Annotated in this window: 17 protein-coding genes; 7 read left to right on the forward strand and 10 right to left on the reverse strand. The window is 61.7% G+C overall.

Translation table 11 applies throughout. The features are described 5' to 3' along the window. Positions 1 to 98: 98 nt before the first annotated feature. Positions 99 to 1,352, forward strand: coding sequence for a serine hydroxymethyltransferase (gene glyA, locus ACIPO9_RS26455; RefSeq protein ID WP_274135727.1), 1,254 nt, complete (start codon positions 99 to 101; stop codon positions 1,350 to 1,352). A 165-nt stretch (positions 1,353 to 1,517) separates the two neighbouring features. Here the strand turns inward: glyA and yjiA are convergent, their stop codons facing one another. The 3 genes from yjiA to ACIPO9_RS26470 form a co-directional block, all read right to left on the reverse strand. Continuing rightward, entirely contained in the window at positions 1,518 to 2,489 is a 972-nt protein-coding gene (gene yjiA, locus ACIPO9_RS26460) for a GTPase (RefSeq protein ID WP_400784305.1), read from the reverse strand. Between the two features lie 178 nt (positions 2,490 to 2,667). Continuing rightward, the gene (locus tag ACIPO9_RS26465) at positions 2,668 to 2,865 is read right to left on the reverse strand and encodes a YbdD/YjiX family protein (protein ID WP_274135730.1); all 198 of its coding nucleotides are present in this window, start codon (positions 2,863 to 2,865) and stop codon (positions 2,668 to 2,670) included. Between the two features lie 26 nt (positions 2,866 to 2,891). Then, a complete protein-coding gene (locus tag ACIPO9_RS26470; protein ID WP_400784306.1) occupies positions 2,892 to 4,961 on the reverse strand; it encodes a carbon starvation CstA family protein in 2,070 nt (689 codons plus the stop codon). Between the two features lie 134 nt (positions 4,962 to 5,095). Here ACIPO9_RS26470 and ACIPO9_RS26475 point away from each other — a divergent pair, with 134 nt between their 5' ends. Beyond that, positions 5,096 to 5,464 carry a PilZ domain-containing protein gene (locus tag ACIPO9_RS26475; protein ID WP_400784308.1) on the forward strand — a complete coding sequence of 123 codons (369 nt, stop codon included), beginning with the start codon at positions 5,096 to 5,098 and terminating at the stop codon, positions 5,462 to 5,464. Positions 5,465 to 5,583: 119 nt separating this feature from the next. On the opposite strand, the gene radA is transcribed toward ACIPO9_RS26475, so the two are convergent. Then, complete coding sequence (gene radA / locus ACIPO9_RS26480) at positions 5,584 to 6,954, reverse strand: DNA repair protein RadA (RefSeq protein WP_274135734.1); 1,371 nt, start codon at positions 6,952 to 6,954, stop codon at positions 5,584 to 5,586. Positions 6,955 to 7,150: 196 nt separating this feature from the next. Between radA and mscL the strand changes: the two genes are divergently transcribed. Further along, entirely contained in the window at positions 7,151 to 7,600 is a 450-nt protein-coding gene (gene mscL / locus ACIPO9_RS26485) for a large-conductance mechanosensitive channel protein MscL (protein WP_274135735.1), read from the forward strand. A gap of 170 nt (positions 7,601 to 7,770) precedes the next feature. Here mscL and ACIPO9_RS26490 read toward each other — a convergent pair whose 3' ends face one another. Continuing rightward, the gene (locus ACIPO9_RS26490) at positions 7,771 to 8,547 is read right to left on the reverse strand and encodes a ferredoxin--NADP reductase (protein ID WP_400784309.1); all 777 of its coding nucleotides are present in this window, start codon (positions 8,545 to 8,547) and stop codon (positions 7,771 to 7,773) included. A gap of 325 nt (positions 8,548 to 8,872) precedes the next feature. On the opposite strand from ACIPO9_RS26490, the gene ACIPO9_RS26495 reads away from it, so the two are divergent. Then, positions 8,873 to 9,109, forward strand: a complete 237-nt coding sequence (locus tag ACIPO9_RS26495) for a helix-turn-helix transcriptional regulator (protein ID WP_400784310.1) — start codon at positions 8,873 to 8,875, stop codon at positions 9,107 to 9,109. Positions 9,110 to 9,263: 154 nt separating this feature from the next. After that, a complete protein-coding gene (locus ACIPO9_RS26500; protein ID WP_400784311.1) occupies positions 9,264 to 10,388 on the forward strand; it encodes a methyltransferase in 1,125 nt (374 codons plus the stop codon). 112 nt (positions 10,389 to 10,500) lie between these two features. Here the strand turns inward: ACIPO9_RS26500 and ACIPO9_RS26505 are convergent, their stop codons facing one another. The 5 genes from ACIPO9_RS26505 to choX form a co-directional block, all read right to left on the reverse strand. Continuing rightward, complete coding sequence (locus ACIPO9_RS26505; RefSeq protein WP_400784312.1) at positions 10,501 to 10,668, reverse strand: DUF2474 domain-containing protein; 168 nt, start codon at positions 10,666 to 10,668, stop codon at positions 10,501 to 10,503. Positions 10,669 to 10,678: 10 nt separating this feature from the next. Next, the gene (cydB, locus tag ACIPO9_RS26510; RefSeq protein ID WP_274135745.1) at positions 10,679 to 11,686 is read right to left on the reverse strand and encodes a cytochrome d ubiquinol oxidase subunit II; all 1,008 of its coding nucleotides are present in this window, start codon (positions 11,684 to 11,686) and stop codon (positions 10,679 to 10,681) included. A gap of 3 nt (positions 11,687 to 11,689) precedes the next feature. Further along, positions 11,690 to 13,129: a cytochrome ubiquinol oxidase subunit I gene (locus ACIPO9_RS26515; protein WP_274135746.1), complete on the reverse strand. Its 1,440-nt coding sequence runs from the start codon at positions 13,127 to 13,129 to the stop codon at positions 11,690 to 11,692. A gap of 445 nt (positions 13,130 to 13,574) precedes the next feature. Beyond that, on the reverse strand, positions 13,575 to 14,507 hold the full coding sequence (locus tag ACIPO9_RS26520; RefSeq protein ID WP_400784359.1) for an alpha/beta hydrolase: 933 nt from the start codon (positions 14,505 to 14,507) through the stop codon (positions 13,575 to 13,577). Positions 14,508 to 14,644: 137 nt separating this feature from the next. Next, positions 14,645 to 15,586 (reverse strand): choline ABC transporter substrate-binding protein, encoded by a 942-nt coding sequence (choX, locus tag ACIPO9_RS26525; protein ID WP_400784314.1) that lies wholly within the window; start codon positions 15,584 to 15,586, stop codon positions 14,645 to 14,647. A gap of 306 nt (positions 15,587 to 15,892) precedes the next feature. On the opposite strand from choX, the gene ACIPO9_RS26530 reads away from it, so the two are divergent. Continuing rightward, positions 15,893 to 17,188 carry an NCS2 family permease gene (locus tag ACIPO9_RS26530; protein WP_400784315.1) on the forward strand — a complete coding sequence of 432 codons (1,296 nt, stop codon included), beginning with the start codon at positions 15,893 to 15,895 and terminating at the stop codon, positions 17,186 to 17,188. Beyond that, on the forward strand, positions 17,185 to 18,270 hold the full coding sequence (gene trmA, locus ACIPO9_RS26535; protein WP_400784317.1) for a tRNA (uridine(54)-C5)-methyltransferase TrmA: 1,086 nt from the start codon (positions 17,185 to 17,187) through the stop codon (positions 18,268 to 18,270). Before ACIPO9_RS26530 ends, trmA begins: the two co-directional genes overlap by 4 nt. Positions 18,271 to 18,372 lie beyond the last annotated feature (102 nt).

Here is an 18,372-nt window from a genome sequence, read left to right on the forward strand (position 1 = left end):
AGCCGCTTGTCCACGACATGACCGCCTTTCATATGCCATATAAAACCCGATGTTGTAGAATGCCCCCCTTTTCTACTGCACGATCCCCGAGGACCGCCATGTTCAGCCGTAATTTGACTATCGCCAAGTACGACTCCGACCTGTATGCCGCTATGGAACAGGAAGCCAAGCGCCAGGAAGAGCACATCGAGCTGATCGCCTCGGAAAACTACACAAGCCCTGCCGTCATGGAAGCCCAGGGCTCGGTGCTGACCAACAAGTACGCCGAAGGCTACCCAGGCAAGCGTTACTACGGTGGTTGCGAGTACGTCGACATCGTCGAGCAACTGGCCATCGACCGCGCCAAGGAGCTGTTCGGCGCCGACTACGCCAACGTCCAGCCGCACGCAGGCTCCCAAGCCAACAGCGCCGTTTACCTGGCTCTGCTGAACGCCGGTGACACCATCCTGGGCATGAGCCTGGCCCACGGCGGTCACCTGACCCACGGCGCCAGCGTTTCTTCGTCCGGCAAGCTGTACAACGCTGTTCAGTACGGCATCGACGGCAACGGCCTGATCGACTACGACGAAGTCGAGCGCCTGGCTGTCGAGCACAAGCCAAAAATGATCGTGGCCGGTTTCTCGGCTTACTCGCAGGTGCTGGACTTCGCCCGTTTCCGCGCCATCGCTGACAAGGTCGGTGCCTACCTGTTCGTCGACATGGCCCACGTGGCCGGTCTGGTCGCCGCTGGCGTCTACCCGAACCCGGTTCCGTTCGCTGACGTCGTGACCACCACCACCCACAAGACCCTGCGCGGTCCACGTGGCGGCCTGATCCTGGCGCGCGCCAATGCCGAGATCGAGAAGAAACTGAACTCCGCCGTATTCCCGGGCGGCCAGGGCGGTCCTCTGGAGCACGTCATCGCTGCCAAGGCGATCTGCTTCAAGGAAGCGCTGCAGCCTGAGTTCAAGACTTACCAGCAACAAGTCGTCAAGAACGCCAAGGCCATGGCCGCCGTGTTCATCGAGCGTGGCTTCGACGTGGTTTCCGGCGGTACCGAGAACCATCTGTTCCTGCTGTCGCTGATCAAACAGGACATCTCCGGTAAAGACGCCGACGCCGCACTGGGCAAGGCTTTCATCACCGTGAACAAGAACTCGGTGCCAAACGACCCGCGCTCCCCGTTCGTCACCTCCGGCCTGCGCTTCGGCACCCCGGCTGTGACCACTCGCGGCTTCAAGGAAGCAGAGTGCAAGGAACTGGCTGGCTGGATCTGCGACATCCTGGCTGACCTGAACAACGAAGCGGTGATCGACGCCGTTCGCGAGAAGGTCAAGGCCATCTGCGCCAAGCTGCCGGTTTACGGCGCTTGATAGCGGTTGCCTGATATGAAAAAGCCCGGCTCTTGAGCCGGGCTTTTTTGTGGGCAACGATGATCGCTTGCAGGAGCGCGCTTGCCCGCGATAGCGGTTTGTCTGACGCCGGTGCGGTGAATGACACACCGCCGTCGCGGGCAAGCGCGCTCCTACAGTTGTCAGCTACGCTGCAGCGACCCTGGCAAACCCTTCGCGAATCTTCTCTTCCGGCAACTCGTCGGCGATGAACACGATCACGCTTTCGCGTTGCTCGTCCGCTGCCCACTCCACGTCGAAATCAAAACCGTAGAGCTTGAGCACGCCCTGAAACACCAGCTTGCGGTCTTCGCCGGCGATGTTCAGCACGCCCTTGTAGCGCAGCAATTGCTTGCCGTGGTCTTCCAGCAGTTCGTTCATGAACTCGCTGAGCTTGTCGATATCCAGCGCCTTGTCGCTGCGCAACACCAGGCTGCTGATGCGGTCGATGCCGCGCCCTGCCGGTGCGACCGGACGCAGGACCATCCCGCCGACATCCGCGTTCAGGTTGAAGCCGCGCACGTCCAGCAGTTCGGCGAGGTCGATCTTGCCGTGCTCGACCACGCGGATCGGCGCACGGCGGTTGATGCGGGTCAGGCGCTCACTCAGGGCCTTGAACGTCGCCTCGTCCACCAGATCGGTCTTGCTCACCAGCAGGCGGTCGGCGAAACCGATCTGCGCCTGGGCGATGGTCTGCTCCAGGTGGGTGTCGGCGTGGGCGGCGTCCACCAGGGTGATGATGCCGTCGAGGATATAGCGCTCGCGCAGTTCTTCATCGATGAAAAAGGTCTGGGCCACCGGTGCCGGGTCGGCAAGGCCGGTGCATTCGATCACCAGGCGGTCGAAGGCGATCTCGCCGCTGTCCAGCCGCTCCAGCAGCAGGACCAGCGCTTTGGTCAGGTCGGTGTGAATGGTGCAGCACACGCAGCCGTTGGACAGGGTCATCACTTGTACCGGCTCATCGCCCAGCAACTGGGTGTCGACACCTGCGTCGCTGAATTCGTTTTCGATCACGGCGATCTTCAGGCCGTGTTCCGCCTTGAGCAGGTGACGTAGCAATGTGGTCTTGCCCGCGCCGAGGAAACCACTCAGAACGGTGACGGGGATGGGTGTGAACACAAGAAATCTCCAGCACTCATGAATAACCGTAGGAGCGCGCTTGCCCGCGACTGCGTAGTGTCAAACGACGTATGGGGTGCAGACACACCGCAGGTCGCGGGCAAGCGCGCTGCTACAAAAGAAAACGCGCCACGACAGGCGTGACGCGTTTTTAACACAAGTTGCGACAGTCAGCCGATCAACAGCACTTCGGCCCACCCTTGCCGCCGTAACGCGCATCCTGGCGTTCCCGGAAGAACGCCTCGTACGACATCACCGGCTTGTCAGGGTGTTTGGTCTGCATATGTTCGACGTAGGTGTCGTAGTCCGGCATGCCGACCATCAGGCGCGCGGCCTGACCCAGATACTTACCCAGACGACTCAGGTCATTGAACATATGCAGCTCCTCGCCTTACAGCGCACTCAGTTGGTTTTCGGGAAGGCCTGGAATGGCGCTTCCTTGTCGCTGCGTTCTTTCTTGATCCAGGCGGCCCGGCCGACCTTGATCGCGTAGAACAGGATGCTCAGCACCACGAACAGGAACAGCGTGGTCAGCGCCGCGTTGGTGTACGCGTTGAAGATCACATGCTGCATCTGGTCGGCGGTCTTGGCCGGGGCCAGGATCTGACCGGCGTCAGCCGCCGCGCTGTATTTCTTCGCCAGGGCCAGGAAGCCAACGGCCGGGCTTGGGTCGAACAGTTTGATGAAGCCGGCCGTCACGGTGCAGATCAGCAGCCAGGAGGCCGGCAGGATGGTGACCCAGACGTACTGCTGACGCTTCATTTTAATGAGCACAACAGTGGCCAACATGAGGGCAATACCGGCCAGCATCTGGTTGGAGATACCGAACAGCGGCCACAGGGTGTTGATGCCGCCCAGCGGATCGATCACACCTTGATACAGCAGGTAACCCCACAGCGCCACGCAGCCACCGGTACCGATGGCGTTGGCAGTCCAGGACTCGGTGCGTTTGAGCGAAGGCACGAAGCTGCCGAGCAGGTCCTGCAGCATGAAGCGACCGGCACGGGTACCGGCGTCAACGGCCGTCAGGATGAACAGCGCTTCGAACAGGATCGCGAAGTGGTACCAGAACGCCATGGTGTCCTGACCAGGGAAGGCCTGATGCAGGATCTGCGCGATACCGACGGCCAGGGTCGGCGCACCACCGGCACGGGCCAGTACGGTGTTCTCACCAATTTCCTTGGCCACGGCGGTCAGTTGATCCGGGGTGATGACAAAGCCCCAACTGCTGACCATCTGTGCAACCGCGTTGACGTCACCGCCGACAATCGCCGCCGGGCTGTTCATCGCGAAGTAGATGCCTGGCTCGATGACCGAAGCCGCCACCATGGCCATGATTGCCACGAAGGATTCCATCAGCATGCCGCCGTAGCCGATGTAACGGGCGTTGACTTCGTTATCCAGCAGTTTCGGCGTAGTACCCGACGAAATCAGCGCATGGAAGCCCGACACTGCACCGCAGGCAATGGTGATGAACAGGAACGGGAACAGGGTGCCTTTCCAGACCGGGCCGGAACCGTCGGTGAACTGGGTCAGGGCTGGCATTTTCAGCTCAGGCGCCAGAATCAGGATGCCGATGGCCAGGGCGACGATGGTGCCGATCTTCAGGAAGGTCGAAAGGTAGTCGCGCGGTGCCAGTACCAGCCAGACCGGCAGCATGGCCGCAACGAAGCCGTAGCCCACCAGCAGCCAGGTGATCTGCACGCCGGTGAAGGTGAACACCGGTGCCCACTCAGGGCTTGCAGCGACATGGCCACCGACCCAGATCGACAGCAGCAGCAAGACCACGCCAATCACCGAAATTTCACCGATACGGCCCGGGCGGATGAAGCGCATGTACACGCCCATGAACATCGCAATCGGGATGGTCGCCATGACGGTGAACATGCCCCACGGGCTCTCGGCCAGGGCCTTGACCACGATCAGCGCCAGCACCGCAAGGATGATGATCATGATCAGGAAGCAGCCGAACAGGGCGATGGTGCCCGGGATGCGGCCCATTTCCTCGCGGACCATGTCGCCCAGCGAACGGCCGTTACGGCGAGTGGAGAGGAACAGGATCATGAAGTCCTGCACCGCACCGGCCAGCACTACGCCAGCGATCAGCCACAACGTGCCGGGCAGATAGCCCATCTGCGCAGCCAGCACCGGACCGACCAGCGGGCCTGCCCCGGCAATGGCAGCAAAGTGGTGGCCGAAAAGAATGTGTTTGTTGGTCGGAATGTAATCAAGACCGTCATTGTTGAGCACGGCAGGCGTGGCCCGGTTCGGGTCCAATTGCATGACGCGCGATGCGATGAACAGGCTGTAGTAACGATAGGCAACCAGGTAGATAGCGACCGCAGCGACCACGATCCAGAGTGCGTTGATTGCCTCTCCCCGACGCAATGCAACCACCCCCAGGGCCCAGGCCCCGAGAATCGCAACAATCAGCCAGGGCACATGGCGCAGCAGACTATTATTGTTTTTCATTTTTTATTTCCAACTGAGTGGACTTGTTTTGAACGGCCTATTGAGTTTAGCGCCGCTGAAGCGAAAGGCCACCCCCACAATGGTCTAGCGCCGGATTTGACCTATAGTCAAAACATCCAAGGAGAAGTCGACTCATGACAGATTCCCACGAAGAGCGTCGCCGTTTTAAACGTATCTCGTTCGATGCCAAGACCGAACTGACCCAAGGCCCGAAAAGCTGGCCGGTGCATTTGATCGATCTGTCACTCAAAGGACTTTTGATCGAACGCCCCTCGCCCTGGCTGGGCAATCCGGATGAGCCGTTCATTGTCGATATCCATTTGAACGTCGATATCGACGTGCGCATGGAAGTGCGCCTGACCCACGACGATCACAATCATCTGGGGTTTGTCTGCGAACACATCGGGCTGGAATCGGTGACGCACTTGCGGCGGCTGATCGAGTTGAACCTGGCCGATCCTGCAGAGCTTGAGCGGGAGTTGGCGGCGTTGATCGAGGTCTGAACAACACCACTGTAGGAGCGCGCTTGCCCGCGATTGCGATGTGTCTGAAACATCAATGCTGTCTGACACACCGCAATCGCGGGCAAGCGCGCTCCTACAAGGGTTGCGGCCGCCAGGTGCTACTCCTCGAACAACGCATCCAGCGCCTGATCGAGCCGGGTCACGGCGATCACGGTCAGGCCTGGCGGAGATTCCTTCGGCGCATTGCCCTTGGGCACGATGGCGCGTTTGAAGCCGTGCTTGGCGGCCTCTTTCAATCGCTCCTGCCCGCTCGGCACCGGCCTTACTTCACCCGACAGCCCCACCTCGCCGAACACCAGCAGGTCACCCGGCAGCGCGCGATTGCGCAGGCTCGACATCACGGCGGCCATCAAGGCCAGGTCAGATGCCGTTTCCAGCACCTTCACCCCGCCGACCACGTTGAGAAACACGTCCTGATCGTGGGTCGGAATGCCGCCATGGCGATGCAGGACCGCCAGCAGCATCGCCAGGCGGTTCTGATCCAGGCCCAGGGTCACTCGGCGCGGGTTGGAGAGGTGACTGTCATCCACCAGCGCCTGCACCTCCACCAGCATCGGCCGGGTGCCTTCCCACGTGGCCATGACCACGCTGCCTGCCACGGCTTCCTGTGCACGGGTCAGAAAGATCGCCGACGGGTTTGAGACTTCTTTCAGGCCCTTGTCAGTCATGCCGAACACGCCCAGTTCGTTGACCGCGCCGAAGCGGTTCTTCACCGCCCGCAACAGGCGAAGACGACCGTCCGATTCGCCCTCGAAATACAGCACGGTGTCGACCATGTGTTCGAGCACGCGAGGCCCGGCCAGTGCGCCCTCTTTGGTCACGTGGCCTACCAGGAAGATCGCCGTGCCGCTCTGCTTGGCGTAGCGCACCAGCAGGGCTGCGCTTTCACGCACTTGCGAGACACCGCCCGGCGCCGATTGCAGTTGCTCGGTGAAGATGGTCTGGATCGAGTCGATGACCATGACCTTGGGCTTCTCGACCCGGGCCGTGGCGATGATGCTCTCGATGCTGGTTTCGGTCATGACCCGCAGCTTGTCCTGAGGCAGGCCGAGGCGGCGGGCGCGCATGGCGACCTGTTGCTGCGATTCCTCGCCGGTCACGTACAGCGCGGGCATGCGTTCGGCGATGGCGCAGAGCGTCTGCAGCAGGATGGTGGATTTGCCGATACCGGGATCACCGCCGATCAGCACCACCGAGCCGTCCACCAGGCCGCCGCCCAGCACCCGGTCAAGCTCGGCCGAGTTGGTGGAGAAGCGCGGAATCTCTTCGACGCTGACTTCGGCCAGGGTCTTGATCTGCGCCTGCTGGCCGGTCCAGCCCGAGCGGCCGCTGGGGGGCGCTGCGCCGCCGCTTTCGATCATGGTCTCGGTCAGCGTGTTCCACGCGCCGCATTCGCCACACTGCCCCGCCCACTTGGGAAAGGTCGCGCCGCACTCGGTGCAGCCATACATGCGTTTGGCCTTGGCCATGGAACCCCCGCCGCAAAAAAGGGCCAATCATACCTCATGGCCAGAAACCCGGTGGAATGCGGCTCGTGACGAGGTTTTGCACGCAATCGGATAAAACTTCCACGTACAGACCCGGTCGATTGCAGGGATTACGCGAGATGCGTGTAGCTGTCATACACTGCATCCACCACCCTCATCTGTAACAAAGGAATACACCATGAGCGTACTAAGCGAGTTCAAAGCCTTTGCCGTCAAAGGAAACGTGGTCGACATGGCCGTCGGTATCATCATTGGCGCGGCATTCGGCAAGATCGTTTCGTCGTTCGTCGGCGATGTAATCATGCCGCCCCTGGGGCTGCTGATTGGCGGCGTGGACTTCAGTGATCTGGCGATCACGTTGCGAGGCGCGGAAGGAACAGCCCCGGCAGTGGTACTGGCCTACGGCAAATTCATCCAGACCGTGATCGACTTCATCATCGTGGCGTTCGCCATTTTCATGGGTGTGAAGGCGATCAACCGCCTCAAACGCGAAGAAGCCAAGGCCCCGACCGTGCCACCGGTTCCGACCCCACAGGAAACCCTGCTGACCGAAATCCGCGACCTGCTCAAAGAGCAGAACAGCAAACCGGCGGCGCCGATCCAGGTCAATCCTGATCGTTTGGTCTGATACCGCACTATCGTCCAAACAATGCTTCACCTGTGGGAGTGAGCTTGCTCACGAAGGGGCCGGTACATCCGCCAGATATGTAGCGGATGGAACACAGCCTTCGTGAGCAAGCTCACTCCCACAGGTTTTGTGATCACCCGATGACCGCGCAGCGCCAGCGGGCGTTTGTTTTACCAATAATTCTCAACGGCGATCTGGCCCGGCTTGCGGGTCAATGCCAGGCGCATGTCGCGGGTCTTGAGCAGCGCGCGGGTGTCTTCGATCATCTGCGGGTTGCCGCATATCATCACTCGCGAATGTTCAGGCGTCAGTTCCACGCCCGCCACTCGCTCCAGCTCCCCGTTCTCGATCAACGTGGTAATACGCCCATGCAACGCGCCGGGGTGTTCTTCGCGGGTCACCGTGGCGATGAACTGGAACTTGTGGGCGTATTCGGCCAGGTATTCGCGCCGGGTCAGCTCGGCGATCAGCTCCTGATACGCCAGCTCCGCCGCCTCGCGCACGCTGTACACCAGAATGATGCGCTCGAATTTTTCCCAGACTTCGAAGTTCTGCAGAATCGACAGGAACGGCGCTACGCCAGTGCCTGTGGATAACATCCACAAATCACGGCCATCGGTGAAGCGGTCCAGGGTCAGGTAGCCGGTGGCCTGCTTTTCCACCATCAGCGTGTCGCCCGCACGCAGGCGGCTCAGTTCGCTGGTGAACTCGCCACCCGGCACCACGATAGAGAAGAAATCCAGATACTCGTCGAACGGCGACGACACCACCGAATACGCCCGCCACACGGTGCTGCCGTCGGCCTTGGTCACGCCCAGGCGCGCGAACTGGCCTGCGGTGAAGCGAAAGCCGGCATCACGGGTCGTGCGCAGGGTGAACAGGCTGGGGGTCAGCGGCGTGACGTCGAGCAGCGTTTGCCGGGTGAATTTCTCTGCACTGGCGTTCATGGGCGCTCCGGGCTCCTTCGATTGCAATCAATACGCTCAGTGTCCCGCAAACCGACGGTTATAAACACCGCAGGTTTGTAGTGGTATCGGCAAATCCGTGGCGCGGCTTTTAGAGTATTTCGCGATAGGCGTTATCGCGAAGGCGTCGCACCCATGCATCGCAAGGCGACCAACCCCTTGATCTGAAAGGAAATGAGGAATGCCGCCGACAGCCTGGCCGCGATCCAGGCTGCCCCCCCACGCTGCGAACACCCTGCCACTGAGAGGCATCCTTTCCTAGACTTCAGTGAGGACGGGATCTGACAAGGCACGCATGGAGGCTGGCATGGAACATACAAATCCGGACATATCAGTACAGACACACTGCTACAAAGGCCTGACGCTTCGGGAGGTTGAAGTGCTCAAATGGTCGGCCGAGGGCAAGACCGCCGCGGAGGTGGCGATCATTCTGGATTTGAAGATACGCACGGTGAACTTCCACATCGGCAGCGCCAAGCGCAAGATCGGGGTCACCAACAAGACGTCGGCGGTCGTCCACGCCGCGCTGCAAGGACTCTTCTAGCCGGGATGCGGGCGCATTCGCCAACCCACAAAAACCTCAGGTACAGGCAGCGGAAAACACGTAAAATCGCCGATTTCGCGAGTCACCCAGCACGGCTTGAATAGCTGTCACTTAAAGCCCGACCGCGTCGTCAACGAATGGAAATGCCCTACCCATGCCCCTGCTCACCACGCCTTTCGCACAGCTCGACCTGATTCGCCAGCCCGAGCAGTCGGATGAACCGTTGCAGGCCTTCGATGCGGCCGACGAGTACCTGCTCAACCACCTGGCCGAGCATGGCCTGACCTTGCAGACCCGAGTGCTGATCCTCAACGATAACTTTGGCGCACTGGCCGCAAGCCTTGCGCCCCATGCAGCGGTTTTCAGCAGCACGGATTCGTTTCTGGGCGTTCAGGCACTGGAGAAAAACCTCGCCCGTAACGGCCAGGCGTTCGATGCCGTGCCGGTGATTCCGGCGAGCGAGCCGCTGGTCGGGCCCTTCGACTGGGTTTTGATCCGCGTGCCGAAAACCCTGGCACTGCTGGAGGAACAACTGATTCGCCTGCAAGGCCAACTGGCCCCGGATGCCAGGGTAGTCGCGGCAGGCATGATCAAACACCTGCCACGCTCGGCCGGTGAGCTGATGGAAGAGTACATCGGCCCGGTGCAGGCCTCGCTTGCGGTGAAGAAAGCCCGGCTGCTGTTCTGCACCCCTGAAGCCAAGCCGTTTCAAGCATCGCCCTTCCCGACCCGCTACACCCTGGATGAGCCGAAGATCGAGCTGGTCAATCACGCCAACGTTTTCTGTCGCGACGGCCTGGACATCGGCACCCGAGCGTTCCTGCCGCATCTGCCGAAAAACCTCGGCAATGCCCGGGTGGCGGACCTGGGCTGCGGCAACGGCGTGCTGGCGATTGCCAGCGCACTGGCCAACCCCGACGCGCAGTACACGCTGGTGGATGAGTCGTACATGGCGGTGCAATCGGCCCGGGAAAACTGGCGGCTGGCGCTGGGGGAGCGTGAGGCGGTGATCCGCGCGGGCGATGGCCTGGCGGGTCAGGAAGAGGATTCGCTGGACGTGGTGCTGTGCAATCCGCCGTTCCATCAGCAGCAAGTGGTGGGAGATTTCCTGGCCTGGCGCATGTTCCAGCAGGCGCGCTCGGCGCTGGTCACCGGCGGCGCGCTGTACATCGTCGGCAACCGGCACCTGGGCTACCACGCCAAGCTGGCGCGGCTGTTCCGTGGGGTGGAGCAAGTGGCGGCGACGCCGAAGTTCGTGATTCTCAAGGCCCGCAAGTAACACCACCCCACAACGTAGGAGCGCGCTTGCCCGCGACGGCGGTGTGTCAGTCAACTAACATGTGTTGACCCTGCGCCGTCGCGGGCAAGCGCGCTCCTACAGGGTGGTTTGATCAGTGGGTTTTCATCCCCGCCGCCGTCATGAACATCCGCAGCAGGCTGGCGACCACGAACAACGCCAGCACACTGCCTGTCCAGATCACCACCAGCCAGCCAAGCCGCTGCCAGAGCGGCTTTTTCACAGCCGCATCGTCATCATTCAGAGAATCCTTGCCGGTCATCGCCGCGTCCTCAGTGGTAGCCGTCTTCGTGGGTGACCTTGCCGCGGAACACGTAGTAGCTCCAGAAGGTGTAACCCAGGATGAACGGGATGATGAACAGCGTACCGACCAGAATGAACCCCTGGCTCTGCGGCGGCGAAGCGGCGTCCCAGATCGAGACCGCTGGAGGGATGATGTTCGGCCACAGGCTGATGCCGAGCCCGCTGTAGCCCAGGAACACCAGCACCAGCGTCAGCAGGAACGGTGTGTAGTGCGCGTTGCGCTCGATCGCCTTGAAGAAGAAGTACAGGGTGACCAGCACCAGCCCCGGCACAGGCATGAACCAGAACAGATTCGGGATGCTGAACCAGCGGTCGGCAATTTCCGCATGGGCCAGCGGCGTCCACAGGCTGACGGCGGCCATCACCGCCAGCGTGACGAGTGCCAGAGGCCGGGCCAGATCGTGCATCGCCTTCTGCAGGGCGCCTTCGGTTTTCATGATCAGCCAGGTGCAGCCCAGCAACGCGTAGGCCGCGATCAGCGCGACACCACAGAACAGCGAGAACGGCGTCAGCCAGTCCAGCCCTCCGCCCGCATAGGCGCGATTGACCACCGGAATGCCATCAATGTAGGCCCCCAGCGCCACACCCTGGAAGAAGGTCGCCACCAGCGAACCGCCGATGAACGCCTTGTCCCACAGGTGGCGCTTGGCGTCGGTTGCCTTGAAGCGAAACTCGAACGCCACACCACGGAAGATCAGGCCGATGAGCATGAAGATCAGTGGCAGGTACAGCGCTTCGAGAATCACCGAATACGCCAGCGGAAACGCGCCGAACAACGCAGCGCCGCCCAGCACAAGCCAGGTTTCGTTGCCGTCCCAGACCGGTGCGACGGTGTTCATCATCACGTCACGATCGGTCTTGCCCTTGATGAACGGAAAGAGAATGCCGATCCCGAGGTCGAAGCCGTCCATGACGACGTACATCATGAGGCCGAAGATGATGATCACGGCCCAGATCAGTGGAAGATCGATACCCATGACTCAGTTCCCCTCACGCACGGTGTCTTTGTGGCCTTCTTCGCTGCCTTCGTCGGCAGCAGAGAGAGGACGTGCAGGCGTGCGTTTCTGGCCCGGCCCGCCATGTGGCGTGTCATCGCCCTCATGGGTTTTCGGCCCTTTGCGCACCAGGCGCATCATGTAGCCGAACCCTGCGCCGAACAGCATGAAATACACCAGGACGAACAGCACCAGAGTGATGGTCAACTGCTCTACGCTGTGGTTTGAAGATGCGTTGGCCGTGCGCATCAGCCCGTAGACTACCCACGGCTGGCGTCCGATTTCCGTGGTGAACCAGCCCGCCAGCATCGCGATCAGGCCAGCCGGACCCATGCACATCACCAGCCCCAGGAACAGACGATTGCTGTACAGCCCGCCGCGCCAACGCAGCCAGGCACTCCAGAGGCCGACGAAGATCATCAGCATGCCCAGCGCCACCATGACCCGGAACGACCAGAAGACGATCAACGAGTTGGGACGGTCTTCAGGCGGGAACGACTTGAGCGCCGGGATCTGTTTGTCCAGGCTGTGGGTCAGGATCAGGCTGCCCAGATACGGGATTTCGACGGCGTATTTGGTGCGCTCCTCTTTCATGTCGGGGATGCCGAACAGGATCAGCGGGGTGGGTTCGTCGCCGATATTCTCCCAATGCCCTTCGATGGCCGCGATCTTCGCCGGCTGGTGTTCCAGCGTGTTCAAACCGTGGGCATCACCGACCACCGCCTGAATGGGCGCGACGATCAGCGCCATCCACATGGCCATCGAGAGCATTCGGCGAATGGCCGGGTTATCGCGCCCGCGCAGCAGGTGCCAGGCCGCCGAGGCACCGACGAAGAACGCCGTGGCGACGAATGCGGCAATGGCCATGTGCGCTAGGCGATAGGGGAATGAAGGGTTGAAGATGACGGCGAGCCAGTCTACCGGAATCACCCGGCCGTCGACGATTTCGAAGCCCTGCGGGGTCTGCATCCAGCTGTTGGACGCCAGGATCCAGAAGGTCGAAATCAAGGTGCCCACTGCAACCATGACGGTGGCGAAAAAGTGCAGCCCGCGCCCCACGCGGTTCCAGCCGAACAGCATCACGCCCAGGAAACCGGCCTCGAGGAAGAAGGCGGTGAGCACTTCGTAGGTCAGCAAGGGACCGGTGATCGCGCCGGCAAAATCCGAGAACCGGCTCCAGTTGGTGCCGAACTCGTAGGCCATGACCAGCCCGGAGACCACGCCCATGCCGAAGTTGACGGCGAAGATCTTCGACCAGAAGTGGTACAGATCGCGGTAGGTGTTGTCGTGGGTCTTGAGCCACAGACCTTCGAGCACCGCGAGAAAGCTCGCAAGGCCAATGGTGATGGCAGGAAACAGAATGTGGAACGATACGGTGAACGCGAACTGAATTCGGGCGAGATCGAGCGCCTCTAAACCGAACATAGGTCTTCCTCTATCAGGTGATACCGGCATCAGACCTGGGGGCCTTTGGGCGACTGCCCCCACGAAGTATTGAGTACGCCTGCGTGCAATTGTTCTTTTTGATTTCGCGCTCAGGCCACACGGAAAAAGCCTCGCGAGTGAAGCGGGTCTGTTTGAGCGTTGCGTCAAGCCGACCGGTCAATCAAAGCGCCCGAGGCGATTGATTCAGGTCAACCAACGTTGAAAGAGTAGTCCCATTTCGGCACATGGCCTGCGTGGTCTTTTGCCGCGTGGCGAGTTGTCTCACCTGTTGATGCCTGTAGGAGTGAGCTTGCTCGCGATTCGGTGTGCCAGACGACACAGCGGTGTCTGAACGGACGTATCGCGAGCAAGCTCACTCCTACAGGCGGGGGCGATCTTGAGGCCGCCCCCGCGGGCAAGCCCAGCTGCTACGGGACCGCGTGAATCATAGGGAGCTGCGCAGAAACCCCAGCAACGCCGCGACCAGACGCCGATACAGCGCATCCACTTCCGGTACCCGGCCTTTGCCGCGCAGGCTGCCGTGGACCAGGCCGAGGCCCGGGTCGAATTCGGTGGGCACGTCGGCCTCGCGCAGGGCGCGCTCATAGCAGACGCCGTCATCGCGCAGCGGATCGAACTGGGCGACGGCAATGAAGGCCGGGGCCAGCCTGCGGAAGTCAGTGGCATTGAGCGGCATGGCATAAGGGGAGCGCTCGTCCTGCGCCAGGTACAGATTGCGGTAGAACGCCAGATCCGCCGTGCCCAGCAATGGCGCATCGAAACACTCGCTGCGCGACGGCAGCTCATCGGCGCCGCCCAGCCCTGGGTAGATCAGCGCCTGCCCCACCGGCTGGCGCTCGCCCGCTTCGCGCAAGGCCAGGCAGACTGCTGCGGCGAGGTTGCCGCCGGCACTGTCTCCGGCGATGGCAACACGGCGCGGGTCGATATCCAGCCGTTGTGCCTGGGCCTGCAACGCATGCCACGCCTCAAGGCAATCCTCAAGCCCGGCGGGAAAAGGGTGTTCAGGTGCCAGCCGGTAGTCCACGGCGATCACCACGGCGTTGAGGTCCGTGGCCAGGGCTGCGGTGAGAAAGTCGTGGGAATCCAGATCCCCCACCACCCAGCCGCCACCGTGCAGGTACAGCACACAGGGTGAGGGATGTTCGAGGGAAAGATGATGAGGGCGGTAGCTGCGGACCGCCACCCCACTCAGGCTAAAATCCTTGACGGAAAGTTCAGCGGGGCGCGTCGGCGTAAAGGCTTCGCACATGCGCGAATAGGCACGACGCTGGTCAGCGATATCCAGCGAGTCAACGCTGTAGGAGAGGGTCTTTTCGACGAAGTTCGCCATTTCTGGCGACAGGGAATAAGGCATCAGGCGCCTCCACTATCTATCAGGCGCAAACGCCCCGTAGCAGCACGGCTTGCCGGCGGGGCGGTGTGTCTGTGACGAATAAGTCGCCTGATACACCGCTCCCGCCGGCAAGCCGTGCTGCTACATATGATCGTCGTTGCTTACTTGTTCACCGCCACCTGCACGGCCGCTGTCGCGTCCTTGCCCTCGAAGGTGGTCACGCCATCGAGCCAGCGCTTCACATCTTCCGGGTGATCCTTGAGCCATTGTTTGGCGACGTCGTTCGGGGCCTTGCGGTCCATGATCGGCACCATCATCTGGCTTTCCTGCGCCGCCGTGAACTTGAGGTTGCTCATCAGCTTGTTGACGTTCGGGCAACGGGTCGCGTAGTCAGGGGCGGTCACCACCGATACGGTCGCCGCACCTTCACCCGGGCCAAACACGTCCTCGCTGCCGGTAAGGTAAGCGATTTTCATGTTGATGTTCATCGGGTGTGGGGTCCAGCCCACGAAGACCACCCATTCGTTACGCTTGGTAGCGCGCTGCACGGCGGCCAGCATGCCCGCCTCCCCCGACTCCACCAACTGGAAGCCGCCCAGACCGAACTGGTTCTTCTCGATCATGCCCTTGATGTTGGCGTTGGCGCCGGTGCCGGGCTCGATGCCGTAGATCTTGCCGCCCAGCTTGTCCTTGAATTTGGCGATGTCGGCGAAGGTCTTCAGGCCGCCGTCGGCCACGTACTGCGGCACGGCCAGGGTGGCCTGGGCGTCGTTCATGCTCGGGGTGTCGAAAACCTTGACCTGATTGGCCGCCACGAAGGGTGCGATGTTCTTGTCCATCGCCGGTTTCCAGTAACCCAGGAACACGTCCAGGCGGTCATCGCGCAGGCCACCGAAGACGATCTGTTGAGCGGCGCTGGTCTGCTTGACGTCGTAACCCATGTTCTGCAGCAGCACCTCGGCCACGGCGCTGGTGGCGATCACGTCGGTCCAGTTGACCACACCCATGCGCACGCTCTGGCATTTGGCAGGCTCGGCTGCCATCAAGGCCGTGCTGCTCAGCATCAACACACCGCAACTGATCTGACGAATAAATCTCTTCATGCGTGCTCCTCGGGTCGGCTCGTTATTTTTAATCAGCTCTTTTTGGCAGTTCTTTTAAGGCTTCAAGACCCACGGCTATCTGAATGCTGCCGCGTTGGAGCAAATTACGCAGGCCCACCCGGCGCGAAACGCACCAGCGCGACCTGTGCTTGCACTGGGGCGACATCCCACCCCATTGGCCAAACCTGCTGGTATGATGCGCGGCTTTTTCCGACTGGCAGAATTTATGCAGGCTGTTTCGACAGGCTGTGCTTTTCTCTATTAGTCGATTCAACTCACGGCGCCATGCGCCAAAGGAAGCCATAAATGCTGGAGCGGCTGTTTCAACTCAGGGCACATAACACCAATGTGCGCACCGAAATCCTGGCCGGGGTCACCACCTTCCTGGCCATGGCCTACATCCTGTTCGTCAACCCGAGCATCCTCGGCGAGACCGGCATGGACAAGGGTGCTGTATTCGTCGCCACGTGCCTGGCCGCCGCCATCGGCTCCACGGTCATGGGCCTGATCGCCAACTACCCGATCGCGCTCGCGCCGGGCATGGGCCTGAACGCCTTCTTCACCTACACCGTGGTGCTGCACATGGGGCACACCTGGCAGGTGGCGCTGGGTGCGGTGTTCATTTCGGCAGTGATGTTCTTCCTGCTGTCGATCTTCCGCATCCGCGAATGGATCATCAACAGCATCCCGTTGCCGCTGCGCTCGGCCATCGCAGCCGGTATCGGCCTGTTCCTGGCGCTGATCGCCCTGCACAACGCCGGCATCGTGGTCAGCAACCCGGCGACCATGGTCGGCCTGGGCGACCTCAAGCAACCGGCACCGATCCTGGCGACCCTGGGCTTCGTGCTGATCGTGGCGCTGGAAGCCCTGAAAGTGCGCGGTGCGGTGCTGATCGGCATTCTGGCGGTGACCATCGTTTCGATCCTGCTGGGCTTCTCTCCGTTCGGCGGCGTGATGTCGATGCCGCCTTCGCTGGCCCCGACCTTCCTGCAACTGGATATCCCGGGCGCCTTGAACATTGGCCTGGTGAGCGTGATCTTCGCGTTCCTGTTCGTTGACCTGTTCGACAACTCCGGCACCCTGATCGGCGTCGCCAAACGCGCCGGGCTGATGGGCAAGGACGGGCACATGCCGAAAATGGGCCGTGCGCTGGTCGCCGACAGTACCGCAGCGATGGCCGGCTCCCTGCTGGGCACCTCGACCACCACCAGCTACATCGAGTCGGCGGCGGGCGTCAGCGCCGGTGGCCGCACGGGCCTGACCGCCATCGTGGTCGCGGTGCTGTTCCTGCTGGCGCTGTTCTTCGCCCCGCTGGCAGGCAGCGTTCCGGCCTACGCCACCGCCCCTGCCCTGCTGTTCGTGGCCGTGCTGATGACCTCGGGGCTGGCGGAAATCAACTGGGACGACATCACCGAAGCCGCACCGGTGGTCATCACCGCCCTGGCGATGCCGTTCACCTACTCCATCGCCAACGGCATCGCCTTTGGCTTCATTTCCTGGACAGCGATCAAACTGCTCAGCGGCCGTGGCCGTGAGCTGAATCCGGCACTGGTGATTCTGTCGATCCTGTTCGTGATCAAGTTGGGCTGGTTCAACGCATGAGTTCTGTTTTCGACCCCGCGAGCTACAGCCGTCAGCTCGACGAAAAAGCCGAGCGGCTGCGCGAACTGCTCAAGCCGTTCGACGCACCCGAGCCGCAGGTTTTCGATTCGCCGCGCGAGCATTACCGCCTGCGCGCCGAGTTCCGGCTGTGGCGTGACGAGGGCAAGCGCCATTACGCGATGTTTGCTCCCGGCGACAAGCACACACCGATCCTGATCGACGATTTTCCCATCGCAAGCCTGCAGATCAACGCGCTGATGCCGGTGCTGCGCGAGCGCTGGGAAGCCAGCAAGACGCTCAACCACAAGCTGTTCCAGGTGGACTTCCTGACCACCCTGGCAGGCGACGGCATGGTCACCCTGTGCTACCACCGCCGGCTGGACGAGGCCTGGCAGCAGGAAGCCGAGCAACTGGCGAAGGACCTCGACGTCAGCGTGATCGGCCGCTCCAAGGGCCAGCGTCTGGTGATCGGCCGCGACTACGTGACCGAGCAACTGGACGTGGCCGGACGCACCTTCAGCTATCGCCAGCCCGAAGGCGCGTTCACCCAGCCCAACGGCACGGTGAACCAGAAGATGCTGAGCTGGGCCTTCGAAGCCCTGGGCGAGCGTGAGGATGACTTACTGGAGCTGTATTGCGGCAACGGCAACTTCACCCTGCCGCTGGCAACCCGCGTACGCAAAGTGCTGGCCACCGAGATCAGCAAGACCTCGGTCAACGCTGCGCTGAGCAATCTGGCGGACAACGCTGTGGATAACGTCACCCTGGTGCGGCTGTCGGCTGAAGAGCTGACCGAAGCGCTGAATGACGTGCGCCCGTTCCGGCGTCTGGCCGGTGTGGATCTTAAAAGCTACGACTTCGGCAGCGTTTTCGTCGACCCGCCCCGCGCCGGCATGGACCCGGACACCTGCGAGCTGACCCGGCGTTTCGAACGCATCCTGTACATCTCCTGCAACCCGGAAACCCTGGCCGCCAACATCGCCCAGCTGCACGACACTCACCGGGTAGAGCGCTGTGCATTGTTTGACCAGTTCCCGTATACCCATCATATGGAATCGGGTGTGCTGCTGGTCCGCCGGTAAACGCCTTTATGATCGTTCCCACGCTCCGCATGGGAACGATCAGCATGAAATAGGGTGTGCTGCTGGTCAGACGCTAACCCTGTAGAAGCGCGCTTGCCCGCG

Source organism: Pseudomonas sp. NPDC090203 (assembly GCF_044746765.1).
In the GTDB taxonomy this organism is placed as follows: Bacteria; Pseudomonadota; Gammaproteobacteria; order Pseudomonadales; family Pseudomonadaceae; genus Aquipseudomonas; species Aquipseudomonas putida_AD.